Origin of the sequence: Archangium violaceum (assembly GCF_016887565.1) — a bacterium.
Taxonomy (GTDB): domain Bacteria; phylum Myxococcota; class Myxococcia; order Myxococcales; family Myxococcaceae; genus Archangium; species Archangium violaceum_B.
In genome coordinates, this window is sequence record NZ_CP069396.1 from 9,180,897 (window position 1) to 9,196,997 (window position 16,101).

At 70.0% G+C, this 16,101-nt stretch carries 11 protein-coding genes and 1 tRNA gene; 4 read left to right on the forward strand and 8 right to left on the reverse strand.

Going from position 1 to position 16,101, the window contains the following annotated elements:
- Positions 1-6: 6 nt before the first annotated feature.
- The gene (gene cyoE, locus JRI60_RS36630; RefSeq protein ID WP_204220557.1) at positions 7-891 is read right to left on the reverse strand and encodes a heme o synthase; all 885 of its coding nucleotides are present in this window, start codon (positions 889-891) and stop codon (positions 7-9) included.
- Positions 892-1,024: 133 nt separating this feature from the next.
- A complete protein-coding gene (locus JRI60_RS36635; protein ID WP_204220558.1) occupies positions 1,025-3,379 on the reverse strand; it encodes a tetratricopeptide repeat protein in 2,355 nt (784 codons plus the stop codon).
- 169 nt (positions 3,380-3,548) lie between these two features.
- Between JRI60_RS36635 and JRI60_RS36640 the strand changes: the two genes are divergently transcribed.
- The 4 genes from JRI60_RS36640 to JRI60_RS36655 all read left to right on the forward strand — a co-directional run bounded on the left by JRI60_RS36640 (position 3,549) and on the right by JRI60_RS36655 (position 9,001).
- Positions 3,549-3,624 (forward strand) — tRNA-Ala (locus JRI60_RS36640).
- A 94-nt stretch (positions 3,625-3,718) separates the two neighbouring features.
- Positions 3,719-4,318, forward strand: a complete 600-nt coding sequence (locus JRI60_RS36645; RefSeq protein ID WP_204220559.1) for a DUF2760 domain-containing protein — start codon at positions 3,719-3,721, stop codon at positions 4,316-4,318.
- Positions 4,319-4,335: 17 nt separating this feature from the next.
- Entirely contained in the window at positions 4,336-6,186 is a 1,851-nt protein-coding gene (locus JRI60_RS36650; RefSeq protein WP_204220560.1) for an Hsp70 family protein, read from the forward strand.
- A 37-nt stretch (positions 6,187-6,223) separates the two neighbouring features.
- Complete coding sequence (locus JRI60_RS36655) at positions 6,224-9,001, forward strand: Hsp70 family protein (protein ID WP_204220561.1); 2,778 nt, start codon at positions 6,224-6,226, stop codon at positions 8,999-9,001.
- Between the two features lie 11 nt (positions 9,002-9,012).
- Here JRI60_RS36655 and JRI60_RS36660 read toward each other — a convergent pair whose 3' ends face one another.
- The 6 genes from JRI60_RS36660 to JRI60_RS36685 form a co-directional block, all read right to left on the reverse strand.
- Complete coding sequence (locus JRI60_RS36660; RefSeq protein ID WP_239469927.1) at positions 9,013-9,813, reverse strand: amino acid ABC transporter ATP-binding protein; 801 nt, start codon at positions 9,811-9,813, stop codon at positions 9,013-9,015.
- Positions 9,810-11,267, reverse strand: a complete 1,458-nt coding sequence (locus JRI60_RS36665) for an ABC transporter substrate-binding protein/permease (protein ID WP_204220562.1) — start codon at positions 11,265-11,267, stop codon at positions 9,810-9,812. The genes JRI60_RS36660 and JRI60_RS36665 overlap by 4 nt, the downstream gene beginning before the upstream one ends.
- 5 nt (positions 11,268-11,272) lie before the next feature.
- Positions 11,273-12,478: a sensor histidine kinase gene (locus tag JRI60_RS36670; RefSeq protein ID WP_204220563.1), complete on the reverse strand. Its 1,206-nt coding sequence runs from the start codon at positions 12,476-12,478 to the stop codon at positions 11,273-11,275.
- A 20-nt stretch (positions 12,479-12,498) separates the two neighbouring features.
- Positions 12,499-13,332: an alpha/beta fold hydrolase gene (locus tag JRI60_RS36675; protein ID WP_275439047.1), complete on the reverse strand. Its 834-nt coding sequence runs from the start codon at positions 13,330-13,332 to the stop codon at positions 12,499-12,501.
- A 250-nt stretch (positions 13,333-13,582) separates the two neighbouring features.
- Positions 13,583-13,987, reverse strand: coding sequence for a hypothetical protein (locus tag JRI60_RS36680; RefSeq protein ID WP_204220565.1), 405 nt, complete (start codon positions 13,985-13,987; stop codon positions 13,583-13,585).
- A gap of 230 nt (positions 13,988-14,217) precedes the next feature.
- On the reverse strand, positions 14,218-16,062 hold the full coding sequence (locus JRI60_RS36685; RefSeq protein WP_204220566.1) for a bifunctional metallophosphatase/5'-nucleotidase: 1,845 nt from the start codon (positions 16,060-16,062) through the stop codon (positions 14,218-14,220).
- Between the last annotated feature and the right edge of the window lie 39 nt (positions 16,063-16,101).

Here is a 16,101-nt window from a genome sequence, read left to right on the forward strand (position 1 = left end):
CTCGAATCAACCGTGTCCCCCGCTGTCGAGCATCAGCGCGGCGAAGAGGCCGGCCAGGTACAGCAGGCTGAACAGGAACGTCTGGCGGGCCCAGGACCTTCCCAGGCTCCGGAAGAGACCCGTGGCCCCCAGCCCGAGGAACGACAGGCCCAGCACCACGGCGGCCGCCAGGTACCAGCCCCCGGCGATGCGCAGCTGGAAGGGCAGCAGCGTCATGGGCACCAGCGCCACCAGGTAGAGGACGATCTGCAGCCGGCTGGAGTCATCGCCCCGCTCGAGCGGCACGGACTTGAGACCGGCCGCCGCGTACTCGTCCTTGCGGAACAGGGCGATGGCGATGAAGTGGGGGATCTGCCACAGGAAGAGGATGGCGAAGAGGACGTAGCCGCCCGCGTCGATCTGCCCCGTCACGGCCGTCCACCCCATGAGCGGGGGGAGCGCGCCGGGCACCGCGCCCACCAGCATGGCGGTCGAGGTGCGCGGCTTGAGGGGCGTGTACATGAGCACGTAGCTGAGGAGCGCCAGGAGCCCCAGCCCCGCGGTGAGCAGGTTGGCGCCCAGGGCGAGCGCGGGCAGGGACACGGCCGCCAGCAGCAGGCCGAAGCCCAGCGCCGTCGCCGGCTCCATGCGGCCCGAGGGCAGCGGGCGGTTGCGGGTGCGCGCCATGAAGCGGTCGCTGTGGCGCTCCCAGTAGCAGTTGAGCGCGTTGGCGGCGCCCACCGTGCCGGAGGTGGCCAGCAGCGTCACCAGGATGCGCGTCACCGTCAGCTCACCGGGGGCCAGCCACATGCCGCCCGCGGTGGTGGCGATGACCAGGCCCGACAACCTGGGCTTGGTGAGGGACAGCAGGTCCGAAGCGATGTTCGACTGGCTCACGGCTCGCGCGCTCACGCGGACTCCCCGGCTGGAAAACGCCACTCCCCTTACACAGAGGGACGGCCCACATCAAGCAAACGGGCGCGGGATGGATGCCATCCCCGCGCCCGTCGACATCAGTCCCGCTTGTGGGAAGCGGGAGCCCGGCTCACAGCGCCTGGGCCTGGGCCACGAACTCGCCCTTGGGCTCGCGCTTGATGTACTCCTGCGCCAGCAACTTGGCCTTGGCGGCCTGCTTCTTGTCCTTCGAGAGGAACGCCGCGTAGTGGTAGTAGGCCGGGGCGTACTCCTCGTCCGCGTTGAGCGCCTTCTGGTACGTCTCGTCGGCCTTGGCGGCGTCGCCCTTGCCCTCGAAGACGCGCGCCAGCTCGAGCAGCGTCGTGGCGGCCCGGTCCGGCTGGCCGATGAACTCGGTGGCCGCCTTCTCCAGCGACTCCTGCGCCTTCGCCCAGTCCGAGCGCTGGCGGTAGATGGTGCCGATGGCCAGACGGGCCTCCGGGTTCTTGGCGTTGGCGTCCTTCACCGCGCGCTCGTACGTCTTGAGCGCGTCATCCAGCTTGTTCTGCCGGCGGTAGGCGTCACCCAGCATGGTGAGCAGCTTGGGGCTGTCACCCATGGTCTTGATGGCGGTGGCGAGCGCCTCGGAGGCCTCCTTCTCGCCGCCCGGCTTGCCCATGAGGGCCTTGGCCAGCTCCACGTAGAACTGGGCGCGGGTGGGGTCGATCTTGATGGCCTTGCGGATCTCCGTGGCGGCCTCATCGAAATGCTGCTCGAGGATCAGCCGGCGGCCCTTGATGAGCGACAGCTCGGGGCTGAGCTTGTCCAGGGTGAAGCCGGTGTCCTCGGCCTTGATGAGCTCCTGACGCGCCTTTTCCTTGTCGGTGGGCACGCCGGTGACCTCGGAGATCTTCGTCTGCTCCTCGGGCTTGAACTTGTCCATGCCCGCGGACACGCGGGAGATGAGCAGCGAGCGCGCCAGGTAGGCCGCCGCGAGCTGACGAGGCGAAGGGGGCGGCTGGGCCTCCAGCAGCTTCTTCACCATGACGGCCGCCAGCTCGTAGTTTGGCGTGTCCTGCTCCAGCATCAGCAGCGACTTGCCGAGCAGCGACTCGGGGTGGTCCTTCTCGTAGCGCAGGGCGAAGTCGTAGTTCTTCCAGGCGGTGCCGTCCTGGCCGAGCCGGCGGTACACCGCGCCGAGCGCGGCGTAGATGCGCGGGTCATCCGGAGACAGGCCCTGGGCCTTCTCCAGGTTGTCCTTGGCGCGATCCATGTCGCCCGCGTTCATCTGGATGAGACCCAGCGTCAGGTACAGCAGCGAGCTGCGCTTGCCCTGCTCGTCGAAGGACTTCACGCGCTGCTCGAGCTCGGTGAGGGCCTCCTTGCCCTTGCCACCGTACGTCTTGACGAGCGCCTCGGCGGCGTAGAGGTGCGAGCTGATCTCCCCGCTCTTCTTGGCGGAGGCCAGATGCTCCTCGGCCCTGCGCTTGGCCTCGTCACCGCCGCCGTGCTCACCCCAGCGGATGGCGTAGGCGTAGGCCAGGTAGCCGTGCGCGGCGGTGGAGTCGGCGTCGACCTCGAGCGCCTTGTCGGCCGCCTCGCAGGCCTTCTTGTACGAGTCGAAGGAGTCGTGCTTGAGCTGCTCGGTGGCGGCCTCGAGCTGCTTCTTGATCTCCCGGTTGCGCTGAGCGGCCATGCGGCCCTGGACGAAGAAGCCACCCAGGACGATGGGCACGGCGATCAGCAGGCCGAGCGTGATGTACTTGCTGGAGCCGGAGCCGGACTTGCGCTTGCGGGGCGCGTCCTCGTCGTCGTCGTCGACGTCATCATCGACGACCGCCGCACGGGCGACCGGGCGCGCGGGCTGCGAGCGCTTGGGACGCGGCGCCTCCTCGTCGTCCTCGGCCACGTGCTTGCGGGAAGGAGCGGGAGCGGGAGCCGGCGCTGCGACGGGGGCCGCGGCCACCGGAGCGGGAGCCGGCGCTGCGACAGGAGCCGCGGCCACCGGAGCGGGAGCCGCCACGGGTGCGGGAGCGGCCACCACGGGAGCGGGGGCGGGAGCCGGCGCGGCGGCCACGGGGGCCTGCACCGAGTACTGCTGCATCGCCGCCAGCGTGTCGGCATCGCCAGGGTCCGCCTCGTACGCCTTGAGGAGGTTGGCCTTGCCCGCGTCGGCCTCGCCGGTCTTGAGTTGGAGCACACCGGCCATGCGCAGCGAGGCCTTGTCGGTGGGCTGGACCTGGAGGGCGCCGAGCACCTCTTCCAGGGCCTTCTTGTCCTTGCCCTGCTCGGAGTAGACGCGGGCGAGGAGGAGGCGGGGATCGGCACGATTGGGGTGAGCCTTCACCCCTTTCTTGCAGACGACCATCGCTTCCATGAAACGGCCCATGGCCAGGTAGGCCTCGGCCAGTGGCTTGTAGGCTTCAGATGAGGGGTCGGAAGCGAACGAGTGCTCCAGCTTCGCAAGCTCGGCCGGGCTCAACGTCTTCGATGATGGAGTAGACATTCCGAAAGGGGCGCCTGTGGAGGGGGTTCTTATGACACCCCGAGTTGCCGCGCGTCAATCGCACAAGAGGCCCCGAAGATTCCCGGCTTGACACGTGGAATAGGGTCCTGTAATTGCCCGTTCGTCTTTCGGCGGCGAGAAACCGCGTCGCCGGTGGGACACCCAATGTGGGGGTGTAGCTCAGTTGGGAGAGCGTCGCGTTCGCAATGCGAAGGTCGTCGGTTCGATCCCGTCCACCTCCACCACGAAGTGAGAAGGGCCTCACTGGAAACAGTGAGGCCCTTTTCATTTGGGCTTCGAGTTCGTTGAAAAGCTCCGGCGCTCTGTTATCCGGGGCCGATGACCGAACAGCCCTCGCTTTCGTTCTTCGCCCGTTTCTGGCTCGCGTTCGTGTGCTTCTGGCGGATCTGGTTCAACCCGCCATTCGCACAGGCCGTACTGCCGGTGCGTGAGGCCGACAAGGCTGGCCTGCTGCCGGCCGGGGCCACGCCCGCCGAGCTGCCGAACAAGACCGAGCCGGTGGAGAAGCAGCCGCCCGCCCCGCTGCCCCCCGAGCGGGAGCACGCCCCGGCCCTGCAGGTGCTCGCCATGCTGCAGCGGGAGGGGCGCCTCATCGACTTCCTCCAGGAGGACGTGGCCGCCTTCCCGGACGCGGACGTGGGCGCCGCGGCCCGCATCGTCCACGAGGGGTGCCGCAAGGTGCTGCGTCAGTACCTCACCCTGGAGCCGGTGCTGCCCCAGTCCGAGGGTGACGCGGTGAACGTGCCCGCCGGTTTCGACGCCCAGCGCATCCGCCTCACGGGCAACGTGGCCGGTCAGCCTCCCTATAACGGCGCGCTGAAGCACCACGGCTGGGTGACCACGGCCGTGAAATTCCCGTCCACCAGTCCGGCGATGGACCCTCGGGTCCTCGCGCCCGCTGAAGTCGAGCTGCCCTGACACCAGATTGAGCCCATATGGCCCGATACGCGATTGGAATCGATCTCGGCACCACGCACTCCGCGGTCTCCTACTTCAACCTGGAGGAGGCCAGGCCCCGGGGCCCCGCGCAGTCGATGCTGCCCATCCCGCAGCTGACGGCGCCGGGCACGGTGGAGGCCCGGACGCTGCTCCCCTCCTTCCTCTACCTGCCGAGCGGCCAGGAGTTCCCCCAGGGCAGCCTGGCGCTGCCGTGGAACCCGGGGGCGACCAGCATCGCCGGTGAGTTCGCCCGCGCCCATGGCGCCAAGGTGCCCACCCGGCTGGTGTCCTCGGCGAAGAGCTGGCTGAGCCACCCGGGGGTGGACCGGCGCGCCGCCCTGCTGCCCTGGCAGGCGCCCGAGGAAGTGCAACGAGTCTCGCCGGTGGAGGCCTCCACCCGCTACCTGCGCCACCTGCGCGAGGCGTGGGACCACACCTTCGCCCGGACGAAGGAGGACGCCGGCAACGCCATGGCCGCGCAGGACGTCATCATCACCGTCCCGGCCTCGTTCGACGCCGCCGCGCGCGACCTGACGCTCGAGTCCGCCCGGGCCGCGGGCCTGGAGAACATCATCCTCCTGGAGGAGCCGCAGGCGGCGCTCTACGCATGGCTGGAGGCTCAGGGCGAGACGTTCCGCAAGCGGGTGAAGGTGGGCGAGGTCATCCTCGTGGTGGACGTGGGCGGTGGCACCACGGACTTCTCGCTCATCACCGTGAGGGACAGGGCGGGTGACGTGGAGCTCACGCGCGTGGCGGTGGGCGACCACATCCTCCTGGGCGGCGACAACATGGACCTGGCGCTGGCGCACACGCTCAACCAGCGACTCACCGCCGAGGGCAAGAAGCTGGACGCCTGGCAGTTCAATGCCCTCACCTACGGCTGCCGCATGGCCAAGGAGACGCTGTACGGGGACCCGGCCATGACGAAGGCGCCCATCGCCATTCCGGGCCGGGGCTCGTCGCTCATCGGCGGCACGCTGCGCACGGAGCTGGCCCGCGAGGACCTGGACCGCGTCCTCACGGATGGCTTCTTCCCGCCCTCCCCCGTCACGGAGCTGCCGCGCATGGCCCGGCGCACGGGCCTCGCGCAGATGGCGCTGCCGTACGCGCAGGATCCGGCGGTGACGAGGCACCTGGCCGCCTTCCTCACCCGGCAGGCGCAGGCGCTGGCCAGCTCGCCGGACTCGCCGGTGGACGTGGGCGGCAAGTCCTTCATCCACCCCACCGCCGTGCTCTTCAACGGTGGCGTCTTCAAGGCGGGCCCGCTCAAGGCCCGGGTGATGGAGGTGCTCAACGCGTGGCTCACCGCGGACGGTGGCCAGCCGGCCCAGGAGCTCGCGGGCGCGGATCTGGACCTGTCCGTGGCGCGCGGCGCGGCCTACTACGGCTGGGTACGGCAGGGCCACGGCCTGCGCATCCGCGGCGGCACGGCCCGCGCCTACTACGTGGGCGTGGAGACGGCGATGCCCGCGGTGCCCGGCATGGAGCCCCCCGTGAAGGCCCTGTGCGTGGCCCCCTTCGGCATGGAGGAGGGCACCCAGGCGGACGTGCCTCCGCAGGAGTTCGGCCTCGTCACCGGAGAGCCCACCAGCTTCCGCTTCTTCGCCTCATCCGTGCGGCGCGACGACAAGGTGGGGACGATGGTGGACGACGTGGACGGCAACGAGTTCGAGGAGCTCGCCCCCATCGAGACGACGCTCCCGGGCACGCCCACGCCCTTCGGAGACCTCACGCCCGTCAACCTCCAGGCGGCCGTCACCGAGGTGGGCACGCTGGAGCTGCGCTGCCTACAGAAGGACGGCCCCGGCAAGTGGAAGCTGGAGCTCAACGTCCGCATGAAGGAGTAGAAGGGGCCCGCGGCCAGGGAGGGCCGCACGAACGCCTATGCACATCGTCGGCATCGACCTCGGAACCACCCACTGCGCCGTCGCCTCGGTGGACCCCTCGAAGGGGCCCGCCGCACCCGTGGAGGACTTCCCCGTCCCCCAACTGGTGCGCCAGGGCGAGGTGAGCCCGCGCTCGCTGCTGCCCTCGTGCGTCTACGTGCCCGCCGGCCATGAGCTCGCCGCCGAGTCGCTCCGCCTCCCCTGGGGCGAGAGCGGTCCGCACGTGGTGGGCGAGCTCGCCCGCTGGCAGGGAGCCCGGGTGCCAGGCCGGGTGGTGACGTCTGCGAAGAGCTGGCTGTGCCACCCGGGCGTGGACCGCTCGGCGCCCATCCTCCCGTGGGGTGCTCCGGCGGACGTGGCGAAGGTGTCTCCGGTGGAGGCGAGCGCCCTGCTCCTCCAGCACATGGCCCGTGCGTGGAACCACGCCCACCCGGACGCGCCGCTGGCGCAGCAGGAGGTGGTCATCACCGTGCCCGCCTCCTTCGACGAGGCGGCGCGAGCCCTCACGGTGAGCGCCGCGCGCAAGGCGGGCCTGGAGAAGTTCACGCTCCTGGAGGAGCCGCAGGCGGCCTTCTACGACTACACCGCGCGCCACCGGAAGGACCTGGCGACGTCGCTGGAGACGGTGCGGCTGGTGCTGGTGGTGGACGTGGGCGGAGGCACCACGGACTTCACCCTGGTGCACGCGGGTGTGTCCCCCGAGGGCCCCATGCTGCGGCGGCTCGCGGTGGGCGAGCACCTGATGCTCGGCGGCGACAACATGGACGCCGCGCTGGCGAAGCGCGTGGAGGAGAAGCTCTTCCCGGACGGCAACCGGCGCCTGTCCGCCACGCAGTGGACACAGGCCATCCAAGCGGCCCGCACCGCCAAGGAGGCGCTGCTGGGCTCCACCCCGCCCGAGCGCTACGGCGTGTCGCTGGTGGCCGAGGGCAGCCGGCTGCTGGGAGGCTCGCTGTCCACGGAGCTGGCGCGCGAGGAGGCGGAGACGATCGTCATGGATGGCTTCTTCCCACGCGCGGGCGCGAACGAGCGTCCCCGGCGCGTGTCGCGCATGGCGCTCCAGGAGCTGGGGCTTCCGTACGCACAGGACGCGGCCATCACCCGACACCTGGCGGCCTTCCTCGCGCAGCACGCGGCGGCGGGCTTCGCGGCGCTCGGGGAGACGGCGCCCGCGGAGGGTGCCCTGCCCCGCCCGGACGCCATCCTGCTCAATGGCGGTGTCTTCAACTCGCCCCAGCTGGCCGAGCGGCTGGTGGAGGCGGTGAGCGCGTGGTGGCCGGGAGCCCCGCGCATCCGGCTGCTGAAGCACGAGTCACTGGAGCTGGCGGTGGCACGTGGCGCGGCCTACTACGGGCTGGTGCGGCGAGGGCACGGCCTGCGCATCGGAGGAGGCGCGGCGCGGGCGTACTACGTGTCCCTGCAGCGCGCGGCGGACAGCGCGGAGCAGCCGGTGCTGTGCCTCATCCCGCGAGGCTTCGAGGAGGGCAACCAGGTCGACATCGGCGAGCGCTCCTTCACGCTCACGCTGGGAAGGCCGGTGCAGTTCACGCTGCACTCCACCACGAGCGACCGCATCGACAAGCCGGGCGACGTGGTGGCGCTGACGGAGGACCTGAAGCCGCTGCCGCCCATCCACACGGTGCTCAAGGGGGCGTCGGGGAAGACGGCGGAGGTGCCGGTGCACCTGCAGGCGGGGCTCACGGAGATCGGCACGCTGGAGCTCTTCGCGGTGTCGAACGTGGCGGACGAGCGCTGGCGGCTGGAGTTCGAGCTGCGGGGCACGGGTGGCGAGCGCGAGCTGACCGTCACCGAGTCCATGCCCGCGCGCTTCGCCGAGGCGAAGGAGAACGTGGAGCGGGTGTACGGCAACAAGCCGCTGCCCATTGGCCCCAAGGACGTGAAGCAGCTGTCGCGCACGCTGGAGAAGGTGCTGGGCCCGAAGGAGACGTGGCGGGTGCCGGTGCTGCGCGAGCTGTGGAGCTCCCTGTTCGCGGGGGCCTCGAAGCGGCGCCGCACGGCGGACCACGAGCGCGTCTTCTACAGCCTGACGGGCTTCACGCTGCGGCCGGGCTTCGGCTACCCGCTGGACCACTGGCGGGCGGAGCAGACGTTCTCGCTGTTCGAACCGCTGGTGCAGCACCACACCGAGAAGTCGGTCTGGATCGAGTTCTGGGTGATGTGGCGGCGGATGGCGGGCGGGCTGAACGAGGCGCAGCAGCGCAAGCTGTACGACTACCTGAAGCCACACCTGGCGCGGAGGGTGCCGCCGGAGACGTCGCAGCCGCAGACGAAGCTGAAGGGCATCCAGCCCGAGGGCCTGGACGAGATGGTGCGCACGGCGGCCTCGCTGGAGCACATCGCGCCGGAGGACAAGGCGGAGCTGGGTGGCTGGGTGGCGGCGCGGCTGAAGGCGGAGAACAAGAGCGGCGGCCCGTGGGCGTGGGCGCTGGGTCGGCTGGGCGCGCGAGTGCCGCTGTACGGCAGCGGCCACAAGGTGGTGGACGTGGAGGTGGCCGAGTCCTGGCTGTCCCTGCTGTTGGAGCTGGGCCTCGAGCGCATCGACGGGGCGCAGTTCGCGGCGGCGCAGCTCGCGCGGCTCACGGGAGACCGGACACGGGACATCAGCCCCGAGCTGCGAGCCAGGGCCGTCCAGGCGCTGCGCAAGTCGAAGGCGGCCGACACCTGGGTGCGGATGGTGACGGAAGTCGTGGCGCTCGAAGCCGCGGATGAGGCACGGGCCCTCGGCGACACGCTCCCGGCGGGACTGCGCCTGTAACGCCCCTCCGCTCAGGTCTCCGCCGGGCCGGTACCTTCCAGGCGGGTGTGGAGCACCTTGCGCAGGAACTCGCGGGTGCGCGGCTGCGTGGGGGTGGTGAAGATGAGGGAGGGCGGGCCCTGCTCGATGACGAGGCCCGCGTCCATCACTCCCACCCGGTGCGCCACCTCGCGCGCGAAGCCCATCTCGTGCGTGACGACCAGCATCGTCATCCCCTCGCGCGCCAGGTCCTGCATCACCTGGAGCACCTCGTCGGCGAGCTCGGGATCCAACGCGGAGGTCGGTTCATCGAAGAGCATCACCTCCGGCTCCATGGCCAGGGCCCGCGCGATGGCCACCCGCTGCTGCTGGCCTCCCGAGAGACGCGCCGGGTACTCGTCCTTCCTGTCCAGCAAGCCCACACGTCCCAACAACCGCAGGGCGAGCGCCTCCGCCTGCTCTCGCGCCATCCCCTTGACCCGGATGGGGGCCTCGATGACGTTGCCCAGCGCGGTCATGTGCGGGAAGAGGTTGAACCGCTGGAAGACCATTCCGATGCGCGCCCGCTGCCGATCCACCTCGGCCTCGGGGCGCGGAAGCAACCGCCCTCCCTCGTCGCGCGACCCCACCAGCTCCTCGCGGAACCAGACGCGCCCCGCCGTGGGCTGTTCGAGGTGGTTGAGGCAGCGCAGCAGCGTGGACTTGCCGCAACCGCTCGGCCCGATGATGACCACCACCTCGCCCGGAGCCACCGCCAGGTCGATTCCCCTGAGCACCTCCCGCCCACCGAAGGACTTGCGCAGCCCCTCCACCCTGAGAATCGGTGTGCTCATGCGCCGTGCGCCTCCAGCCGCTTCTCCAACCGCCGGGCCAGGGTCGACAGCGCCAGGACGATGAGCAGGTAGCCCAGGGCCGCCCAGGCGTACACCTCGGGCCGCAGGTAGGCCCCGGCGATCTGCTTCGTCTCGTACAGCATCTCGGGCAGCGCGATCACCATCACGAGCGAGGTGTCCTTGGAGAGCGCCGCCAGCTCATTCACGAGTGGCGGCAACAGCCGCCGGAACGTCTGAGGGAGGATGACGCGGCGCATGGCCAGCCCGTAGCTCATCCCGAGCGCCCTCGCCGCCTCCATCTGCCCCTTGTCGATGGACTCGATACCGGCCCGGAAGATCTCCGCGATGTAGGCCGCCGCGTTCAGCGAGAGCGCGACGATACCGGCGGCCATCGCGCCGAGCTTCACGCCGATCATCAGCGGCAGGGCGAAGAAGATGAAGAGGATCTGCAACAGCAGCGGCGTCCCGCGGAAGAGCGCGATGTAGAGGCGGGCGACGCCCTGGACCCCCTGCTTCCGGGAGATGCGGGCCAGCGCCACGAGCAGCCCCAATGCGATGCCGGACAGCCCGCTGCCGAGCGTCAGCAGGAGCGTCACCTGGAGGCCCTTGAACACGCGGGGCAGCACCACCGTGCGGGAGAAGTCCCAGAAGCCCAGCGGAGGAGCCACCTGACCCAGCTCGCCGCCGAACCACCGCTCGGACAACCGGCGCAGCTCGCCGTCCCGCCGCAATTGCTCGATCGCGGCGGCGATGCTCGCGGTCAGCTCCTTGTCCCGCTTGTCGATGGCGATGCCGATGGGCTCCGGCTCCAGCGCCTGACCGGTGACGGCGAAGGTGTCGTCGCGCAGGGCGAAGTAGCGGCCCACGGCCTCGTCCGTGACGAGGACCTCGGCCTGCTCGGACTTCATCGCGGCGAAGGCCTCCGTCATTCCGGGAAACGGCTTGATCTCCTCGAGGGCGATGCCCTGACGTTGGAGCCGCTCCAGCCAGCGGTGCGAGGTGGTGTTGACCTGGACCGCGACCACCCGTCCCGCCAGCTCCTGTTCCGTCCGCACCACGAAGCCCCGCCGGCAGACGAAGACCTGGGACATGCGCGCGTACTCGACGAAGTCGACCTGCTGCTGGCGCTCCGGGGTGATGTTCATCGAGGAGATGATGACGTCGTACCGGCCGGAGGTGAGGCCGGCGAGGATGCCGTCCCAGTCCATGACGATGAACTCGGCGGTGACTCCCAGGCGCCGGGCGAGCTCACGGGCCAGGTCGACGTCGAAGCCCTCGGGTTGACCCTCTCTCAGGGACTCCATGGGCGGGTAGGTCGCGTCGATGGCCACCCGCAGCACGCCCGCGTCGCGCAGGCGCGCTGGCACCGGGATGGAATCCGGCCCAGGAGCCCCGAACGAGGGCGAGGCCCCCACCGCCAGCAGCACTCCCACCGCGAGAGCAAGACACCGCATGGCCACTACTGACCCAGCGGCAGCAGGATCGTGAACCGGGCCCCGCGGCCCGGCTCCGACTCGGCCGAGATGGACCCACCGTGGCTCTCCACCACCTTGCGGCAGATGGCCAGGCCGATTCCAGGGCCCGGGGTGTTCGGGTCCAGCTTCCTCAGCGCCTCGAACACGTAATCGCTGTAGCGGCCATGGAACCCGACCCCGTTGTCCTCCAGCACGATCCTCGCGAAATCGACGTAGCGGTACTTGTCCTTGATCGCCCGGAAGCTGTTGAGCTGGATCACCCCGCACCCGATGTCGACCTGGGGGAACACCTCGGGAGTGCGGAACTTCACCGCGTTGTCGAGCAGGTGGTAGAACAACATCACCAGCTGCCGGCGCCGGCCCTGGATGACCGGAAGCGACTGGCTCAGCACCTTCGGCGCACCCCGCTCGGTCCTCTCGGACACCATCTGCTGGGCGCTGCGCACCACATCGTTCAGGTTCACCGCCTCGGTCGGCTCTTCGGTCACCTCCAGCGACACGAACTGCTGGAGCGCCGTGAGCAGCCCATCCATCCTCGCGCTCTCCGCCCGGATGCGATCCAACGAGCGCTGACCCGTCAAGGACAGCACCTGCCGATCCTCCTTGGTGAAGAGGGACCCGAACACGGAGAGCTTGCGCATCGGCTCCCGCAGGTCATGCGCCAGGATGGTGCTGATGCGCGTGAGCTCCTGGTTGTTGCGCTCCAGCTGGTGCAGCTGCTGGTCGAGCTCCTGGGCCCGCAGTTGCAACTCCTGCCTGGCCTGGATCAGCTCCTCGTTGCTGCGCAGCGCCTCCTCCGCCGCCCGCTTCGCCCTCAGCAGCTCGTCCTCGTACTTCCCGCGCTCGCGCACCGGCAAGAGCGCGCAGTCATTGACGATCGTCCCCTGGCGCTCCCGTCGCACGGCGCTGACGAGCACGGGGACGGACTCGCGGCTCTTCGAGCTCAGCGAGAGGGAGATCTCCTCCGCCTTGCCCTGCATCCGGAGCAGCGGGAAGAAGTGGGTCTGGTAGAACAGGCGGCTCGCCAGCGTCAGGATCCTGTCCACGTGGCCGCCCACCAGCTCGTCACGGGAATAGCCCAGCAGGCCGAGCAACGTGTCGTTGACGACCACGAGCGTCCCCTCATCGGTGAACGAGAGGAGACCGCAGGGCGCGAAATCGAACAGGTCGTCTGTTGGACCGGTCGCCATGTCTTCTCGACGCCGGGCGGTCAGAGCGCGCATGGGGAGCTCACGTAGTCCTTGATGAGACCCAGGGTCTCCTCGGGAGCACTCATGTGCGGGCAATGGCCCGTGGCCTTCATGATCCGCAGCGTGCTGCCCGGCACGTGGCGGTGGAGATACTCGCCCACCTGCCTCGGCGCGATGAGATCCTCCGAGCACTGGAGGATGAGCGAGGGCACCGTGAGCTTGGGCAGATCCTTCCGGTTGTCCGAGAAGAACGTCACCTCCGCGAACCGCCGGGCGATGTTCGGATCCGTGGAGCAGAAGCTCTCCCGGAGCTCGTCACTGAGCTCCGGCCGGTCCCCGTTCTGCATGATCGTCGGGGCCAGGAAGCTCGCCCAGCCGATGTAGTTCTTGTCCATCGTGTCCAGCAGCTCCTCGATGTCCTTGCGCTCGAAGCCGCCGAAGTAGTCCGGAGCGTCGTTGATGTAGCGGGGCGAGGGGCTCACGAAGACGAGGCGCTGGAAGCGCCTGGGCTCCTTGATGGCGGCCAGCAGTCCGATCATGCTGCTGACGGAGTGCCCGACGAGGATGACATCCTCCAGGTCCAGGGCCGCGCAGATGTCGAGGATGTCCTGCGCGTAGCCGTTCAGATCCGAGTACCGCTCGGCATTGTACGCGCGGAGATCCGACCGGCCCGAGCCGACGTAGTCAAACAGGATGACCCGGTAGTTCTCTTCGAAGGCGGGGCTCACGAAGCGCCACATGTGCTGGTCGCACCCAAAACCGTGCGCGAACAGCATCGGCTGCGTTCCCCGGCCCGTGACTTTGACGTTGTTCCTACGGAGGATGGTCGAATCCCTGGTGTTCAGAGCGATCACGCGTCCGTTGTACGCGCCCAGGACTGGTGGTGAAGCGGAGATGGGGAGCGCTGTCCGGTAGCATCCACTCCGGCCGCCACTCCCCGCGCTGGCGGACATGATGCCTCGCTCGGGGCATCACTTTCTCACACTCCGAGCATCACCCGGGCACCGCGCCCGGCACCAAGGACAGATCAGTCCATCCAGGGTCGAAGCGAAGCGCTCCGGCCCTCGGCGGACACGGTCCCCGGTGGATCAGCCCGACCCCGCTTCAGCCTTGGGAGGCGACGGCGATCGGCGCCTCTTCCTCGGAGGAGGCGACGGCCGGAACCGGCACGACCTGGAGGTTGGGCGCTTCGGGAGCCTCGGCCTCGGCGACGGCCTCGAGCACCTCGTTGGCCTTCTCCCCGGCCTTCGGCTTGCGCGTCCCCGCGCCGGAGCGGCAGGTGCGGCACCAGGGCTGGTTGCGGATGGCCCCATCCGCCATCTTGCGCAGACCGAACTGCGCGAGCGGCTTGAGCGAGCGGCATTTGATGCACATCAGCGAGATGAGCACCTCGTGCCCGTCGGCATCGTACACGGCCGACTTGCGCCGCTTGCGCGGCTGCCCCGGCTCACGCGCCTTGGCCTCCTTCGAGGCCGGCGGCGGCATCATCGGGGTCACCTTGTAAAGCATGTGTTTCCCTCCCTGCCGGCGGACCGTGATCGGGCCTTGAAAGGCTCGGCGAATCACGACGCACCTGCCCTAGAGTAAGGAGGAATCCGAGAGTTGGAAACTGATCCCAGGCCGATTTTTAGCCTCGGGCAGCGATCCGCCCGGATCTCGGCCACTTGCGCATGCTCCCGCGAGTCGCCCGACCGCGCGCGAGCCGATTTTCCGGCCCGCGCGCGGTGTCGGTCCCTTTGTCAAGGCCGCTCGGAGCGGGGGGCCGCGGAGCCCTTGGAGGCGCACTCGCCGCCGTCCACGAAGCTGATGCGGCCTGTAGCGGGCACCGAGATGGGCGTGCCGCGGCTCTTCCACCATGTGGCGAGCGCGTCACGAAGGATCTGCTCGCGGCCGAGGCCCAGATCGATGCGCTCGGGGGGCACCTGGGACAGCACGGAGCCGAGCCCGGCGGCGCCTCGGGCCAGGAAGTCCGGCAGCACCACCCGGTACAGGCGCTTGGGCTCGAGCGGCTTGCCATTGGCCAGGGTGACGTCGCGCAGGCGCTCGGGGCCAGGGCAGCGCGCCAGCTTCACCTTCAGCCCGGACTCCTGGAAGACGCCGGTGCCCGTGCCATAGGCGGCCACCAGCAGGCGCCGCAGCTCGTCCCCGGTGACGGTGACGATGGCCACCGTGTTGTCGAAGGGCAACACCTCGTAGAGGTCGCCATAGGTGAGCGGCCCCGCCTTCAGGTTGGCGCGCAGGCCGCCGGAGTTGAGCAGGGCCACGTCCACCTTCTCCATCTCCCGCAGCGCGTCCGTGAGCACATTTCCGAGCGCGCTCTCGCTCTCGTAGTTGCGCCCCAGGGGCGCGGTGACGGTGACGCCGAGGGGCCGGCGCTGCACCTCCTCCACACGCGCGAGCGCGGGGGCCACGAGCGCCTCCACCTCCTTGTCCGCCACCACGGGCCCCCCGAGGAAGGTGGAGGCCACGAGTTGCACCGCGGCGCCCTGCTCCTTCAGCTTGCGCGGGTCGCAGCTGCCGGTCTTCGCATCCACCTGGGCGCACACGGGAATGGCGGCCTGGAGGCGGGTGCGCTCGGTCAGCACCTTGCGGCTCGCCGGGTCCACGAAGAGCTCCACCACGCCGAAGGAGCGGCCCTGGCCCGAGGTGGACAGGACGGGCACGTTTCCGAAGTAGTGCCCCATGGCCTGGTGGGTGTGGCCGGCGAAGATGACGTCCAGGGTGCCCGGCGGCAGCGACTCGGCGAGCTCGTAGATCTCCCCGTCCGAGCGGTCACAGCTCGAGAGGTCGCGCGGGTTGGAGAGATCGGCGCACTTGCCACCGGCGTGGGCCACGCCCACCACCACCTCGGCGCCCTGGGCGCGCAGACGCTTCACGGCATCCAGCGTGGTGGGCACCATGCCGTCGAAGCGCAGGGTGGACACGAGCGCGGGGTTGACGATGCGCGGGGTGGACGGCGTGGTGAGGCCCACGATGCCCACCTTCACGCCCTTGAGCGTCACCAGCAGCGTGCCGTCATTGCCGAACCACGCGGGGTGCTGGCCGGAAGCGGCCTCGCGGACGTTGACGGAGAGCAGCGGGAAGCGCGCCTGGCGGATGCGCTCGACGAGGGCCCCGAAGGGATCCTCTCCCGGCCCGGGCACCGCCTTGGGCCCCGCCGGCCCGTAGTCGAACTCGTGGTTGCCGAGCGCGGCGGCGGCGTAGCCCAGCTGGTTGTAGACGTCGATGACCGAGGCGCCCTCGGTGAGGTTGGAGGCGAGCGTCCCCTGGAAGAGGTCCCCCGCGTCCAGCAGCAGCACGCCGTCCGGGTTGTCCGCGCGCAGCCGGGCCACGTAGCCGGCGAAGACGGCCGCCCCACCCTCCCGCAACTCCAGGCCGCCGGGCAGGGAGGTGGTGTGCGGCATCAACCAGCCGTGGAAGTCGTTGGTGCCCACCAGGGTGAGCCGCACGGGCTCGGCGGGGGCCTTCACGGCCTGGGACTGGGAAGGAGGCGTCTGGGAGGGCGACTCCGCGGGACGCGGAGCGCTGGCGCAACCGGAGGCCACGAGGGCCCCCAGCGCGAGGAGGAGTCGAGAGGGGTGCATGCGGGCGCCGAGTTGAGCCCAGCCGCCCCCCGGAGGCAA